The sequence below is a fragment of the Nocardia sp. NPDC003999 genome (assembly GCF_053604885.1).
The window spans coordinates 147,386-162,428 of the sequence record NZ_JBSGIB010000001.1 but is presented as its reverse complement, the minus strand read 5'-3'; the positions used below and the strand labels follow the sequence as shown (position 1 = coordinate 162,428).

Genomic DNA, 15,043 nt, shown 5'->3' with positions numbered 1-15,043 from the left:
GCCAAGAACATGTTTGACCGATGAACCGGGGCCACCCCGGCGAAGGAGAAAATATGTCCACCGACACCGATTCCGCACCACGGACGTCGCCGCGCGCACACCTCGCCGGTCGCCTGACCAGCGTCGGCCGTGCCGATCTACCTGCCTCGATCGTGGTTTTCCTGGTCGCGCTTCCCCTTTCGCTCGGTGTGGCGGTGGCCTCCGGCGCTCCGGTGGCGGCAGGACTCATCGCAGCCGTTGTCGGCGGTGTGGTGGCCGGATTGCTGGGTGGTTCCGCGATCCAGGTGAGCGGGCCCACCGCGAGCCTCACCGTTGTCGTCGCCGAGAGTGTGCACCAATTCGGCTGGGCGGCAACGTGCTTCATCACCGTCGGAGCGGGTGTGCTGCAGATCCTGTTCGGGCTGAGCCGGGTCGCGCGCGCCGCGCTGGCCATCGCCCCGGTGGTCGTGCACGGCATGCTGGCGGGCATCGGCGTGGTGATCGCGCTGCAACAGGTGCACGTGCTGCTCGGGGGCAGCTCGCTGAGTTCGTCGTTCGCCGCGCTGGTGGGGTTACCGCGGCAGCTTTTGTCGGTGCGCACCGGCGACCTGTGCGTGGGCCTGGTCGTCATCGGCATCCTGGTCGCTTGGCGCTTCGCGCCACGGCGGGTGCGCGTGCTCCCCGCACCGCTCGTCGCCGTGGTCACCGCCACACTGCTGGCGCTCGTCCTGCCCACGCGGGTCGAGCACCTCGTGCTGAACGAGTCGTTGCTGGAGTCCCTGGGCCTGCCCGCCATCCCCTCCGGAGGCCCGGCGGCCGTCGCCTCGACCGTGATCACGATCGCGCTCATCGCCAGCGTCGAAAGCCTGCTGTCGGCGGTCGCGGTGGACAAGATGCGGCCTGGTCACCGCACCGATTTCGACCGGGAGCTGATCGGGCAGGGATCAGCCAACGTCGTCTCCGGCCTGCTCGGCGGCCTGCCGATCGCGGCCGTCATCGTGCGCAGCATCACCAACGCGAACGCAGGCGCTCGCAGCAGGGCGGCGACCGTGCTGCACGGAGTCTGGATCCTGCTGTTCGCGGTGGTCCTGGCCGGCCTCGTGCGGCAGATCCCGACCGCCGCGCTGGCCGGACTGCTCATCTTCGTCGGCGCGCAGCTGATCAAGCTGGCGCACATCCGGCTGGCCAGGCGGGCCGGTGAAATGTACGTCTACCTGGCGACGGTGCTGGGTGTGGTGTTCCTGAATCTCTTGCAGGGCATGCTGATCGGTCTCGTGCTCGCGTTCGCGCTGCTGCTGTGGCGGGTGGTGCGCGTGCTGATCGTCGCGGCTCCCGTACCCGGCTCGCGCCGGTGGGTGGTCGCTATCGACGGCACGTGCACCTTCCTGGCCTTGCCGAAGCTCACCGCGGAACTGGCGAAGGTCCCGGCCGACGCCGAGGTGACCGTCGAGATGGCCGTCGACTTCCTGGACCACGCTACGCACGAGTTCCTCACCGAATGGGCTCGCGAGCGCGAAACGCACGGTAGTGCAGTGGAATTCGTCGAACTCGGCGGCGAAAGGATGGCAACCGCCTTGGCCGGACCGCCCGAGCGCGGGCACTTCAGGCAGGTTGTCGACCAGGTCATCGGACCGTGGCGGCGCACGGGCGACCGGGAGGACCGCATCGCGGCGGGCATCGCCGCCTACCACCGCGGCCACGCCCACCTGCTGCGCCCGCACCTGGACAAGTTGCGTCATCGGCACGACGCCGACTCGTTCTTCCTCACCTGTGCGGACGCCAGAATCGTGCCGAACGTCATCACCAACAGCGGCCCTGGCGACCTGTTCACCGTGCGCAACGTGGGCAATCTGGTGCCTACGCGCGGTGGGGACGTCTCGGTGGAGGCGGCGCTGATCTACGCGTTGGAGCGGCTGGACGTGCGCGCGGTCGTGGTCTGCGGCCACTCCGGCTGCGGTGCCATGGAGGCGCTGCATCGCGAGGTGCGGGCCGGGGCGGGGCTCGGCGACTGGCTGGCGCACGCCCGGCCGAGCCTGGAGCGCTACCGGCTGGGGCATCCGGTCGCCGCCGCGGCGGCCGTCGCGGGATTCGGCCCGGTGGATCAGCTGGGCATGGTGAACGTCGCCGTGCAGCTGGAGACGCTGCACGCGCACCCGGTCGTGCGCCGGGGGATCGAGGAGCGGGGCGTGGCGGTGTCGGGATTGTTCTTCGACCTCGCCACGGCCCGGGTGATCGAGGTCATGGCCGACGGCATCGCGGAGTTCGGCGACGAGCGGCGCGGTATCGCGGCGGAACCCGTCTGACCAGGCATTGTGCGGTGGATCATGCTGATGGACGACGACCGGATAGTGGGGAATCGCACACAATCGGCGAACTTCTCAGGCTTTGCTAAGTCTTTACCAATAGACTTGCACTCGTTTACATCTCGACTCATCGCTGTGTCGGGACTGCTTCACCGCGAGATGCCGGTTCGCGGTCTTGTGCCCTGCTGGACATGTTGATCGTCAACCGACCTCGGCGAAACAGCCGAGTCGGCGAAGGAGAGTCATGGCTATCGATCACGATTTGGCCCCGCCACCGTCGAAGCCCGCACCGGCGGGTTCGAGCCGCAGTTCCGGACCGCTGTCCGATCGCTTCACCGAAATCCTGCGCCACGATGTGCCCGCATCGATCGTTGTTTTCCTTGTCGCGCTGCCGCTTTCGCTCGGCATCGCGATCGCCTCCGGAGCCCCCGTCGCCGCCGGGCTCATCGCCGCCGTGATCGGCGGTGTCGTCGCCGCAAGCCTCGGTGGTTCGGTCCTGCAGGTGAGCGGCCCCGCCGCGGGCCTCACCGTCGTGGTCGCCGAGACGATCAATCAATTCGGTTGGCGCACAACGTGTTTCATCGTCTTCGCCGCCGGTGTGCTGCAAATCCTGCTCGGCCTGAGCCGCGTGGCCAGGGCGGCGCTCGCCGTGGCGCCCGTGGTGGTGCACGCGATGCTCGCCGGTATCGGCATCACCATCGCGCTGCAGCAGATCCATGTGCTGCTCGGCGGTTCCTCGCACAGCTCGGCCTGGCGGAACATCGTCGAGCTGCCCGGGCAGTTGCTGTCCGCGCACGGGGGTGGCGCGTTGATCGGCGTGGTCGTGATCGCGATCATGCTCGGCTGGAAGTACCTGCCCGCCAGGGTCCGCGTCGTGCCGGGTCCGCTGGTCGCGGTGCTCGTGGGTACGGCGCTGTCGCTGGCGCTTCCGCTCGACGCGGTGCGCATCGTGCTGAACGGCTCGCTGTTCGACGCCATCGGCCTGCCCGCGCTGCCTCGCGGCGACTGGTCGGGTCTGGCGCTGGCAGTCGTCACCATCGCGTTGATCGCCAGCGTGGAGAGCCTGCTGTCCGCAGTGGCCGTGGACAAGATGCACTCGCGTAAGCGCACCGACTTCGACCGGGAACTGATCGGCCAGGGCTCGGCGAACGTGCTGTCCGGTCTGCTCGGCGGCCTGCCGGTCACCGGCGTGATCGTGCGTAGCGCCACCAACGTGCAGGCGGGCGCGCACAGCCGCGCCTCCGCGATCCTGCACGGGGTCTGGGTGCTGGTGTTCTCGGTGGCCCTGGTCTCCGTGGTGGAGCAGATCCCGAAGGCCGCGCTGGCCGGTCTGCTCATCGTGATCGGCATCCAACTGGTGAAGCTGGCCCACATCAAACTGGCGCGGCGCACCGGCGACCTGCTGGTCTACGCCGTGACGGTGCTCGGCGTGGTGTTCGCGAACCTGCTCGAGGGCGTGCTGATCGGTCTGGGCCTGGCCTTCGGCCTGCTGCTGTGGCGGGTGGTGCGCGTGGCGATCGAGGCCCGACAGGTACCCGGCACGCAGCGCTGGCTGGTCACCATCGACGGATCGGCCACCTTCCTCGCGCTGCCGAAGCTGTCGGCGCAATTCGCGAAGATTCCTCCGGGAGCCGACGTCACGGTGGAGATGACCGTCGACTTCCTCGATCACGCGGCGTTCGAGGCCATCGAGGAATTCGCCCGCCAGCAGGTGAACAACGGCGGCAACGTCGATTTCGTGGAGATCGGCGGCGCCAGGATGGCCCACGCCGCGGCGCAGCCGCCCGCGCGCAGCTTCGCCCGCTCGGTCTGGGACGACATCCTCGGCCCTTGGCGGCGCGACGAGCGGCACGAGAATCCGGTCGCGGCGGGTGTGGCGGCCTTCCACCGCAGCCACGCGCACGTCGTCCGGCCGCATCTGGACGAGTTGCGCGACACGCAGGACCCGGATTCGTTCTTCCTGACCTGCTCGGACTCGCGGATCGTGCCGAACATCATCACCAACAGCGGGCCGGGCGATCTGTTCACGGTGCGCAACGTGGGCAACCTGGCGCCCGCCGAGGGTGACGCGTCGGTGGAGGCCGCGCTGGTGTTCGCGCTCGAGCAGCTGAACGTCCGCTCGATCGTGGTCTGCGGGCATTCCTCGTGCGGTGCGATGAAGGCGTTGCACGCCGGGGCCCAGGTCCCCGGCGTGGACGCCTGGCTCGCCCATGCGCGCCCGAGCCTGGAGCGGTTCCACGCGGGCCACCCGGTGGCGAGTGCCGCGCGGGAGGCCGGTTTCGGCGAGGTCGATCAGCTGGCCATGGTGAACGTCGCGGTGCAGCTCGAGTTGCTGCACCGGCACCCAGCGGTGCGCAAGGCGGTCGCCGAGCGCGGCGTCAAGGTGTCGGGCCTGTTCTTCGACATCGCCAGTGCCCGGGTGGTCGAGGTGACCGAGAACGGGATCGCGCACATCGATGACGCGGGCCATCAGCCCGCTCCCCAACTCGTCTGATCGGACGGGGATGGGTGATCCCGCCCGGGCGGCCTGCTCGGGCGGGATCACCGTTGTCCGGGCGAGTGGGATCGCGATTCGCTGTGCCGGACCCTCGTACCCTGGGAAACGTGACGGCAGACCTCGAAACGAGCTCGGACGATCGGCCGACCCGCTGGCGCGCCTTCCGCGCCGGGCTCGAACGACGACCTACGCTGTACCTCGGCTATCGGATCGTGGTCGCGGTGGTCGGTGTAGCCGTGCTCGCGGCCGGTGTGCTCGCGATTCCCTATCCCGGTCCCGGCTGGGCGATCGTGTTCGCCGGGCTGGGCATCCTCGCCACCGAATTCGCTTGGGCGCACCGGGTCTTGACCTGGCTGCGGGACCGGTATCGGCAGTTGATGGACTGGTACTCCCGGCAAGGTCTGGCCGTGCAGGTGGCCGGTGCGGTCGGCACCGCCGCGCTGGTCGTGGCGACGCTGTGGGTATTGGGAACCTTCGGGCTTGTGGGTAGTTGGATCGGAGTCGAATGGGAATGGCTGCGCAGCCCCCTGTAACGGTGACCACCGTTCCGGGGCGCATGCTCACCCAACCGGAATGGCTGGCCGCGCGTATCGCGGAGATGGGCCATTCCTGGGGGACCACGTCGCTGCGTATCGCGGGCACGCTGTGGTGGTGCATGGCCGCGTCCGCGCTGGTGGAGCAGATCGCGCGGGCGTACGCGCACGACGCGGACGCCCCCGAGGCCGCGCTGGACCGGCTGGAATGCGAAGTGCGCCCCGACGGCGGCATCGAACGGGTGCGCATCCCGGTGGACGGCGCCCGGGCTTCCGGTAGCGCATCGGCGCTGCGCGAGACGCTGGCGACCGTCATCCCGCCGGTCGCCCGGGTGTCGAGCGCAGGCGTCCCCGCGTTGTGGGCGATCGTGGCCGACGCGATCGGCAATCGGGCACTGGATGCCGGGTCGCCGGACGCGGGCGCACGGCTGGCCGCCGAGGTCGGCGGCAAACTTCCGGTTCCGCGTTTCGTCGAGATCGGCGGACGCACCTTCGTGCGGCGCATCTCCTGCTGCCTGGTGTTCGAGGTCCCCGGCTGCGAGATGTGCACCAGCTGCCCGAAACGTTCTGCCGCCGAACGCATCGCACTGCTCGCGGACCTGGCAGCCGAGGGCTGACCATCCGGCGCGCGACAACTCGACGGGAACGCCAGGAACTCCGGCGTCACCCGGAGAGAGACCCGAACGCAAATCTCGCGCCACCCGACCGCTACGGCCCAAAACCCGGAGGGGCGGGCCGAAGCGGCGGGACAGTAGCATGGTCGCGCCGGACGAACTTGCGATCGGCCACCATCCAGCGGGACCCAGCCCGCGCACGAGAAACGCCAAGGAGAGCGCAGCCGTGACCACCTCAGCCGCCATCAGCCCAGTCGCCCTCGTCCGGGTGCCGGCCGGGACGACGGCGGGCGCCGCGGTGCGCGAGGCCGGACTGTCCACCAAGGGGCCGGAGACCGTCGTCGTCGTCCGGCTGGACGGCGAACTCAAGGATCTGTCCTGGACCCCGGACGAGGACGTCGACGTGGAGCCGGTCGCGGCGAACACCCCCGACGGCCGCAACGTCATCCGGCACTCCGCCGCGCATGTGCTCGCCCAAGCGGTGCAGCAGGAATTCCCCGAGGCCAAGCTGGGCATCGGTCCCTACATCAAGGACGGGTTCTACTACGACTTCCGGGTCGAGCGGCCGTTCACCCCGGAGGATCTGGCCAAGCTGGAATCCCGGATGAAGAAGATCGTCAAGGGCGCGCAGCGTTTCTCCCGCCGGGTGGTCGAGGTCGACGAGGCCAGGGTCGAGCTGGCCGGTGAGCCGTTCAAACTGGAGCTGATCAGCGACAAGTCCGGGATCGATGATCCAGAGGTCATGGAGGTCGGCGGCAAAGAGCTGACCATCTACGACAATCTGGATCCGCGCACCGGCGAGAAGATCTGGGGCGATCTGTGCCGCGGCCCGCACATCCCGACCACCAAGTTCATCCCGGCCTTCAAACTGACCCGCAGCTCGGCCGCCTACTGGCGCGGTGACCAGAGCCGGGAGGACCTGCAGCGCGTCTACGGCACCGCGTGGGAGTCCCAGGAGGCGCTCGACGAGCACCTGCACCTGCTCGCCGAGGCGGAGCGCCGCGATCACCGCAAGCTCGGCCTGGAACTGGACCTGTTCAGCTTCCCCGACGAGCTCGGTTCCGGTCTCCCGGTGTTCCACCCCAAGGGCGGCATCATCCGCAAGGAACTGGAGGAGTACTCGCGCCGCAGGCACGTCGCGGCGGGCTACGAGTTCGTCAACACCCCGCACATCACCAAGGGCCACCTGTTCGAGGTCTCCGGCCACCTGGACTGGTACCGCGACGGCATGTTCCCCGCGATGCACCTGGACGCCGAACTCAACGAGGACGGCACGGTCCGCAAGCCCGGCCAGGACTACTACGTCAAGCCGATGAACTGCCCGATGCACAACCTGATCTTCCGTGCCCGCGGCCGGTCGTATCGGGAGCTGCCGCTGCGGCTGTTCGAGTTCGGCTCGGTCTACCGCTACGAGAAGTCCGGCGTGGTGCACGGCCTGACCCGGGTGCGCGGCATGACTCAGGACGACGCGCACATCTACTGCACCAAAGAGCAGATGCACAGCGAACTGACCGACACGCTGCGGTTCGTGCTGGATCTGCTGAAGGACTACGGCCTCGACGACTTCTACCTCGAGCTGTCCACCAAGGACCCGAAGAAGTTCGTCGGTTCCGATGAGATCTGGGAGGAGGCCACCGAGACCTTGTCCAAGGTCGCCTCGGCCTCCGGTCTCGAGCTGGTACCCGATCCCGGCGGCGCCGCCTTCTACGGCCCGAAGATCTCCGTGCAGGCCAAGGACGCGCTGGGGCGCACCTGGCAGATGTCGACCATCCAGCTCGACTTCAACCTGCCCGAGCGCTTCGACCTGGAGTACACCGCGTCGGACGGCACCAAGCAGCGGCCGGTCATGATCCACCGCGCGCTGTTCGGGTCGATCGAGCGCTTCTTCGGTGTGCTCACCGAGCACTACGCGGGCGCGTTCCCGGCCTGGTTGTCTCCGGTGCAGGTCGTCGGCATCCCGGTCGCGGATACCTTTGCCCCGCACCTGGATCGGGTGATCGAACGGTTGCAGGACGAGGGCATCCGGGCACAGGTGGACCGCAGCGACGACCGGATGCAGAAGAAGATCTTCAACAACACCGCCCAGAAGGTGCCGTTCATGCTGCTCGCCGGTGAGCGCGACGTGAACGCGAACGCCGTTAGCTTCCGCTTCCGCGACGGTACCCAGGTCAACGGCGTGCCGGTCGACGACGCGGTGGCCACCATCGTCGCGTGGATCGCTCACCGGGAGAACGCGTCGCCGACGGCCGAGGGTTTCGAAATCCGATCAGCGAACAAGGGTGGGGCATGACCGAGCGGACGGTGCCGGAGGGGCTCGCGGATCTGGACGGGACCGCGACCTCGGCCGAGCCGGGCAGCATCGTGGACACCGGCGCCGGCGAACCGGATCGGCTGCAGCGCCTGTGGACGCCGTATCGCATGTCCTACATCGCGGAGGCGGCCACCGGTCCCAAGGATTCGACCGGCCACCCCTTCACCGACATCCCGAAGATGTCCGACGAGGACGGATTGGTCGTCGCCAGGGGCGAGTTGGTGTACGCCGTGCTCAACCTGTACCCGTACAACCCGGGACACATGATGGTGGTGCCGTACCGCAAGGTGGCGAACCTGGAGGATCTCACCGAGGCGGAGAGCGCCGAGTTGATGGCCTTCACCCAGCAGGCGATCCGGGTGATGAAGAAGGTGTCCCGGCCGCACGGCTTCAACGTGGGGCTGAATCTCGGCGGGGTGGCCGGTGGGTCGCTGGCCGACCACCTGCACCAGCACATCGTCCCGCGCTGGGGTGGCGACGCGAACTTCATCACGGTCATCGGCGGGGCGAAGGTGATGCCGCAACTGCTGCGGGAGACCAGGGCGCTGCTGTCGGCGGCCTGGAAGGAGGCGTAGATGAGCGACCGGGCGGGTCGGCCGTGCTGAGTTTCTTCGGCCGCGAGACGTTCGCCAAGGCGACTGCTCCACTGGGCCGCGCGCTGGTCGGCACCGGACTGACGCCGGACGCGATGACGCTGATCGGCACCACCGCCTCCATCGTCGCCGCGGTCACGCTCTTCCCGACCGGACACCTGTTCTGGGGAACCATGGTGATCTGGTTGTTCGTCATGTTCGACATGCTCGACGGGGCGATGGCGCGGGCACGCGGTGGCGGCACGAAGTACGGCGCGGTGCTGGACGCCACCTGTGACCGGCTGGCCGACGGGGCGATCTTCGGCGGGCTGGCCTGGTGGGCGGTCTTCCACGAGCAGCACAAGCCCTTGTTCGCCGCGACGCTGGTCGTCTTGGTGACCTCGCAGGTGATCTCCTATGCGAAGGCGCGCGCCGAGGCCAGTGGGCTGTCCGCGGACGGCGGCCTCATCGAGCGGCCGGACCGGCTGATCATCGTGCTGGTCGGCGCCGGATTCACCGGCATCGGTGGCTACTGGGGGATCGAATGGCTGACGTACGCCGTGCACGTGGCCATGTGGGTCCTCGCCGTGCTCAGCATCGTCACCGTGGTTCAGCGGGTGCTGGCCGTACGCAACTCGCCGGGAGCGCGCACCGTGATCCCGACCGGGCAGTCGCAGCGCCCTGGTGCGGGCACCGCCGACACCTCGGGGCTTCCGACGTGACCTCACCCGATGCCGGGCGCGAACCGATCGACGGTGGCGTCCGGGTATCCGTCACGATGAATTGCGGACCTGCGGCTCGGGGGCTCGGATGACGATCGGGGAACAGCTCGGCGCCGCCGGATACGCGGCGGGCTGGCGACTGGTGCGTGCGCTGCCGGAGACGACGGCACGACGACTGTTCGAGTGGGGCGCCGACCGGGTCGCCCGTCGCGCCAATCGGGAATTCCACGCGGGCGGCGCGCCGAACCAGTTGCGGCGCAATCTGGCGCGCGTGCTCGGTGTGCTTCCCGCCGACGTGCCGGACGAACTGATCGTCGCCAGCATGCGGTCCTACGCGCGGTACTGGCGGGAGGCGTTCCGGCTGCCCACGATGGACCATGCCGCGATCGACTATGACGTCGGCGGGTTGGAGCATCTGGATGCCGCAATCGCGAAGGGCCGAGGCGTGCTCTTGGTGCTGCCGCATTCCGGCAACTGGGACATTGCGGGCGTCTGGCTGGTGCAGCACTACGGCGGCCCCACCACCGTGGCCGAGCGGCTGAAGCCGGAGTCGCTGTTCGAGCGATTCGTCGCTTATCGGGAGAGCCTCGGCTTCGAGGTGATCCCGCTGACCGGCGGTGAGCAGCCGCCGTTCGGTCTGCTGGCGGCCCGACTGCGACAGAACAAGATCGTGTGCCTGCTGGGCGAACGCGACCTCACGGGCAAGGGCGTGCCCGTGCAGTTCTTCGGCGAGCGCACCTGGATGCCGGCGGGTGCGGCGAAACTGGCGATCGAGACCGGCGCGGCATTGCTGCCGGTGCACGCCTGGTTCGAGGTCGACGCCGATGGCCGAGAGGACTGGGGCCTGAAAGTCGAAGCGCCGCTGAATGTTTCCGATGGCGTGGCGGCGGCCACCCAGGCGTTGGCGGAAACTTTCGCGGCGAATATCGCCGAGCACCCCGCGGATTGGCACATGCTGCAACCATTGTGGGAGAGCGATCTCTCGCCGCAGCGGCGTGCCAGGATCGCCACCGCGCAGGCGAGCATCAAAGCCGAACAGGGGGACGTATCGCCATGAAGATCGGCATGGTCTGCCCCTATTCGTTCGACGTCCCCGGCGGGGTGCAGGCGCATGTGGTCGAACTGGCGCGAGTGTTCATCGAACGCGGGCACAAGGTGAGCGTCCTGGCGCCCGCGTCCGAGGGCACCCCGCTGCCGGAGTTCGTGGTGTCGGCGGGGCGCGCCGTGGCCATCCCGTACAACGGGTCGGTGGCGCGGCTGTCGTTCGGGCCCATGGCCTACACCAGGATCCGCCGGTGGATCGAGGGCAACGACTTCGACGTGCTGCACATCCACGAGCCGAACGCGCCGAGCCTGTCCATGCTCGCGCTGAAGATCGCCGAGGGCCCGATCGTGGCGACCTTCCACACCTCTACGACGAAATCGCTGGTGCTGAGCACTTTTCAGGGTGTGCTGCGGCCGTATCACGAGAAGATCTCCGGTCGTATCGCGGTGTCCGAGCTCGCGCGCCGCTGGCAGGTCGAGGCGCTCGGCTCGGACGCGGTGGAGATCCCCAACGGCGTCGACGTCCCTGCGTTCGCGCGCGCGCCGATGTTGCCTGGTTATCCGCGCCCCGGCGGGACGGTGCTGTTCCTGGGGCGCTACGACGAGCCGCGCAAGGGCATGGAGGTCCTGCTCGGCGCGCTGCCCGAGCTGGTGCGCGAACATCCCGACGTCGAGATCCTGATCGTCGGCCGCGGCGACGAGGACCGGTTGCGCCGGGAAGCGGGCGACCTGTCCGGCCACTTGCGTTTCCTCGGCCAGGTGTCCGACGAGGAAAAGGCTTCCGCGATGCGGAGCGCGGACGTGTACGTGGCGCCCAACCTGGGCGGCGAGAGCTTCGGCATCATCCTGATCGAGGCGATGGCGGCGGGCACCGCGGTCGTGGCCAGTGAATTGGACGCCTTCCGCCGGGTACTGCGGGACGGTTCGGCGGGCATGCTGGTCCCGGTCGGCGACTCGGCGGCGCTGGCCACCGCGCTGCATGCCGTACTCACCGATGAGGTGCGCAGGGAGGGGCTCGTGCACACCGCGACCCAGGTCGTCGGCGAGTACGACTGGCCGGTGGTGGCCGAACAGATCCTGCGCGTCTACGAGACGGTGACCGTGGGCGACACGAGAGTGCGGGCCGCCGGATGATCACCTTCTCCGCGACGACCGTTCTCGTCCTCGCGCTGATCGCGGCGGTCGTCGTCGCGATCGGTCTGTGGGCGTACTCCACCGCCAACCGGCTCGACCGGCTGCACGTCCGCTCGGATCAGTCCTGGCAGGCGCTCGACGCGGCGCTGGCCCGCCGGGCGGTGGTGGCCAGGTCGGTCGCCATGGCGATCGCGGGTCCGGTGTCCGATCCGGCTCTGTCGGAGCAGGCCGGAGAACTGGCAGCGCTGGCGGACCGGGCCGAGCGCGCCGGTCGCGCCGAGCGCGAGACCGTGGAGAACCGCTTGTCCACCGCGCTGTCGGCGGTCGACATCGGCACGCTGCGCCCGCAACTCGTCGCCGAACTGGCCGACGCCGAGGCCAGGGTGCTGATCGCACGCCGCTTCCACAACGACGCCGTACGCGACACGCTGGCGCTGCGCACGCGCCGCCCGGTCCGCGTCCTGCACCTGGGGGGTACCGCGCCGCTGCCGTCCTACTTCGAGATCACCGAGCGCGCTACCCCGGCCGCGTCCACCGGCCTCGCGGTGGACACCATCCGCACCACCGCGCGGGTGGTGCTGTTCGACGAGAACGACCGGACTCTGCTGATGCGCGGCAACGATCCGAAGACGCCGCAGGTGTCGTTCTGGTTCACCGTCGGCGGCGGCGTGGAGCCGGGGGAGAGCCTGCGCGCGGCGGCGGTACGGGAACTGTACGAGGAGACCGGATATCGCGGGGATCCGGCCGCCCTGCGCGGTCCGATCTGGCGGCGGGTCGCGGTATTCCCCTTCAACGGGGAGCTGATCCGGAGCGAGGAGTTGTTCTTCGCCCTGCGGGTGCGTGGTTTCGACCCGCAACCGGCGAACCTGACCGCGATCGAACGCCGCTCCATCACCGGGCACCGATGGTGCACCGCCGCCGACATCGTCACGCTGGACCGCTCCGGCGAAACCGTCTACCCGTATCACCTGGACGAACTGCTGGCCGAAGCAGCTCAGGCCGCGTCGGGCACCGGCGATCCGGAGGTCCGCTCCATCCGCTGACCGGCCACGGAACACGTGTGATGTGTTTCACGATCGTGATAGCGTCGCGATGATCCAGGGCGCCGGAGGGTACTGCTGTCGGGGACGCATGTGCTTTCGGTGTCGTGGTCCCGCTGACGGCGGGGCTGTTCCTGTTCGGTTGTGGAGGTAGTTGGTTCATGTCGTACCTGCTGTTCGATTTCCTGTTGCCGCTGATCGGTCCCGCGGCCGCGGAGTACTGGGCGCAGTTGCTGGTGGTCGGCCCGCTGTGATCGGGCGCCCGGCGCGAACCGGGCAGGCCAGTGCGGCGCCGGGACGGCACTGCGGCCGAGCCTTCCCGGCGTAAGGCGCCATTACCGAGATCACACCAGGCCAGTGCACTCCAACTGGCTATCAAGTGGCCTTTTGCGCCCACCTAGAATCGTGGCGTTCGTATGCGAGTGATCGATTTGGCGCACATGCCTGGAGGAGTTTGCCGTGACCACCCCCGAGACCACCCAGACCGTCGGTACCGCCCGCGTGAAGCGCGGCATGGCCGAGATGCTCAAGGGTGGGGTGATCATGGATGTCGTCACGCCGGAGCAGGCCAAGATCGCCGAGGACGCCGGTGCGGTCGCGGTGATGGCGCTGGAACGCGTCCCCGCCGACATCCGTGCCCAGGGCGGGGTCTCCCGGATGAGCGACCCGGACATGATCGACGGCATCATCAACGCGGTCTCCATCCCGGTCATGGCGAAGGCACGCATCGGCCACTTCGTCGAGGCGCAGATCCTGCAGAGCCTCGGTGTCGACTACATCGATGAGTCCGAGGTGCTCACCCCCGCGGATTACGCCAACCACATCGACAAGTGGAACTTCACCGTGCCGTTCGTCTGCGGCGCCACCAACCTCGGCGAGGCGTTGCGCCGAATCACCGAGGGCGCGGCGATGATTCGCTCCAAGGGCGAGGCCGGTACCGGTGACGTGTCCAACGCGACCACGCACATGCGCAAGATCCGCCAGGAGATCCGTCGCCTGTCGTCGCTGCCCGAGGACGAGTTGTTCGTCGCGGCCAAGGAGTTGCAGGCGCCCTACGAGCTGGTCCGTGAGATCGCCGAGACGGGCAAGCTGCCTGTCGTGCTGTTCACCGCGGGCGGCATCGCCACTCCCGCCGACGCCGCGATGATGATGCAGCTCGGGGCCGAGGGCGTGTTCGTGGGGTCGGGCATCTTCAAGTCCGGCAACCCGGCGCAGCGTGCTGCCGCCATCGTCAAGGCCACCACGTTCTACGACGACCCGGACGTGCTGGCGAAGGTGTCGCGCGGGCTCGGCGAGGCCATGGTCGGCATCAACGTCGAAGAGATCGCCCAGCCGCACCGCCTGGCCGAGCGCGGCTGGTGAGCTCGGGCCGGTAGCGTCGGCCGCGTGGAGTTGCGGCAGCTGCGGTACTTCGTGGTTCTGGCGGAGGAATTGCACTTCCGCCGGGCCGCGGAGCGATTGTTCATCTCGACGCCGACGCTCAGCCAGCAGATCAAGGTGCTGGAGCGGGAGCTGGGCGGCCCCTTGCTGGTCCGGGAGCCGCGGGTGGAGCTGACGGCCGCGGGCGCGGTGCTGCTGCGCTCCGGTAGGAACGTGCTGCGCGCGATGGACGAGGCGATGCGCGAGACCAGGCGCGCTGCCGCCGCTGGTGCCCCGGTGCTGCGTCTCGGGCTGTTGAACGGCGTCCCGCCCTGGCTGCCCGCCCACATCGGCGGCCTGCTCACCGCCGTGCTGCCCGATGCCCGGATGGTGCTCACCGGTGGGACCACCGCCGATCAGGTGCGTTTTCTCGATGACGACGAAGTCGATCTCGCGTTGGTCCGCGCCCCGGTGGAGCTGCCCGAACGCTTCGCGCAACGTCCGGTTGCCCGCGAGGAGCTGGGCGTCGTGATGTCCGAGCGGCATCCGCTCGCCGGGGCGGCGGCGCCGCTGGACCCGGCTGAGCTGGATGGGCACGAGTTGATCTTGTTCTCCCGCGAATCCGCCGCGGGCCTGCATGATTCGCTGTTGCGTATGCTCGCCGACCACGGCGCGGCGGTACGGCTGAGCGACAGCGCGATGGGCCATGCGCAGATGCTGGCCGTGCTGCCGTCACGTCCCGACGCGATCGGGCTCAGCTCGTCGCGCGTAAACGGACTGTCCGGTCTGGTTTGGCGGCCGTTACGTGGCGCGCCCCTGCGGGTGACCTATGCGATCGCCTGGCGCGCGGCGGTGCGCGATCCGGCCGTCGCGGCGCTGCTCGCGGCACTGGCGTCCGAACTGTCGCCGGAATGAGCCCGCCGGTACCGCTTCCG

12 protein-coding genes are annotated in these 15,043 nt (G+C 69.0%); all 12 read left to right on the top strand.

Annotated features, from left to right (window positions below):
- The first annotated feature begins 53 nt into the window (after positions 1-53).
- The 12 genes from ACWESM_RS00755 (at position 54) to ACWESM_RS00700 (ending at position 15,023) form a co-directional block, all read left to right on the top strand.
- Positions 54-2,282 carry a SulP family inorganic anion transporter gene (locus ACWESM_RS00755; protein ID WP_452490578.1) on the top strand — a complete coding sequence of 743 codons (2,229 nt, stop codon included), beginning with the start codon at positions 54-56 and terminating at the stop codon, positions 2,280-2,282.
- Positions 2,283-2,526: 244 nt separating this feature from the next.
- A complete protein-coding gene (locus tag ACWESM_RS00750; protein WP_364425944.1) occupies positions 2,527-4,776 on the top strand; it encodes a bifunctional SulP family inorganic anion transporter/carbonic anhydrase in 2,250 nt (749 codons plus the stop codon).
- 110 nt (positions 4,777-4,886) lie between these two features.
- Entirely contained in the window at positions 4,887-5,312 is a 426-nt protein-coding gene (locus tag ACWESM_RS00745) for a TIGR02611 family protein (RefSeq protein WP_355070436.1), read from the top strand.
- Positions 5,313-5,314: 2 nt separating this feature from the next.
- The gene (locus tag ACWESM_RS00740) at positions 5,315-5,929 is read left to right on the top strand and encodes a (2Fe-2S)-binding protein (RefSeq protein WP_364425941.1); all 615 of its coding nucleotides are present in this window, start codon (positions 5,315-5,317) and stop codon (positions 5,927-5,929) included.
- Positions 5,930-6,152: 223 nt separating this feature from the next.
- Positions 6,153-8,216 carry a threonine--tRNA ligase gene (gene thrS / locus ACWESM_RS00735; RefSeq protein ID WP_355070439.1) on the top strand — a complete coding sequence of 688 codons (2,064 nt, stop codon included), beginning with the start codon at positions 6,153-6,155 and terminating at the stop codon, positions 8,214-8,216.
- A complete protein-coding gene (locus ACWESM_RS00730) occupies positions 8,213-8,812 on the top strand; it encodes an HIT family protein (protein ID WP_355070441.1) in 600 nt (199 codons plus the stop codon). Before thrS ends, ACWESM_RS00730 begins: the two co-directional genes overlap by 4 nt.
- A gap of 23 nt (positions 8,813-8,835) precedes the next feature.
- Entirely contained in the window at positions 8,836-9,531 is a 696-nt protein-coding gene (gene pgsA / locus ACWESM_RS00725) for a phosphatidylinositol phosphate synthase (protein WP_452490575.1), read from the top strand.
- Positions 9,532-9,619: 88 nt separating this feature from the next.
- Entirely contained in the window at positions 9,620-10,588 is a 969-nt protein-coding gene (locus ACWESM_RS00720; protein ID WP_364425938.1) for a phosphatidylinositol mannoside acyltransferase, read from the top strand.
- A complete protein-coding gene (locus ACWESM_RS00715; protein WP_355070447.1) occupies positions 10,585-11,709 on the top strand; it encodes a glycosyltransferase family 4 protein in 1,125 nt (374 codons plus the stop codon). The genes ACWESM_RS00720 and ACWESM_RS00715 overlap by 4 nt, the downstream gene beginning before the upstream one ends.
- Positions 11,709-12,752: an NUDIX hydrolase gene (locus tag ACWESM_RS00710; protein ID WP_364426088.1), complete on the top strand. Its 1,044-nt coding sequence runs from the start codon at positions 11,709-11,711 to the stop codon at positions 12,750-12,752. The genes ACWESM_RS00715 and ACWESM_RS00710 overlap by 1 nt, the downstream gene beginning before the upstream one ends.
- A 456-nt stretch (positions 12,753-13,208) precedes the next feature.
- Positions 13,209-14,111, top strand: coding sequence for a pyridoxal 5'-phosphate synthase lyase subunit PdxS (gene pdxS / locus ACWESM_RS00705; RefSeq protein ID WP_195042546.1), 903 nt, complete (start codon positions 13,209-13,211; stop codon positions 14,109-14,111).
- A gap of 24 nt (positions 14,112-14,135) precedes the next feature.
- Positions 14,136-15,023 (top strand): LysR family transcriptional regulator, encoded by an 888-nt coding sequence (locus ACWESM_RS00700; RefSeq protein ID WP_364425934.1) that lies wholly within the window; start codon positions 14,136-14,138, stop codon positions 15,021-15,023.
- Positions 15,024-15,043 lie beyond the last annotated feature (20 nt).

Bases quoted from the DNA above. Each gene is read 5' to 3' on its own strand.
- ACWESM_RS00730 (WP_355070441.1), top strand. From the start codon at position 8,213: ATGACCGAGCGGACGGTGCCGGAGGGGCTCGCGGATCTGGACGGGACC.
- ACWESM_RS00755 (WP_452490578.1), top strand. From the start codon at position 54: ATGTCCACCGACACCGATTCCGCACCACGGACGTCGCCGCGCGCACAC.
- ACWESM_RS00750 (WP_364425944.1), top strand. From the start codon at position 2,527: ATGGCTATCGATCACGATTTGGCCCCGCCACCGTCGAAGCCCGCACCG.
- ACWESM_RS00720 (WP_364425938.1), top strand. From the start codon at position 9,620: ATGACGATCGGGGAACAGCTCGGCGCCGCCGGATACGCGGCGGGCTGG.
- ACWESM_RS00715 (WP_355070447.1), top strand. From the start codon at position 10,585: ATGAAGATCGGCATGGTCTGCCCCTATTCGTTCGACGTCCCCGGCGGG.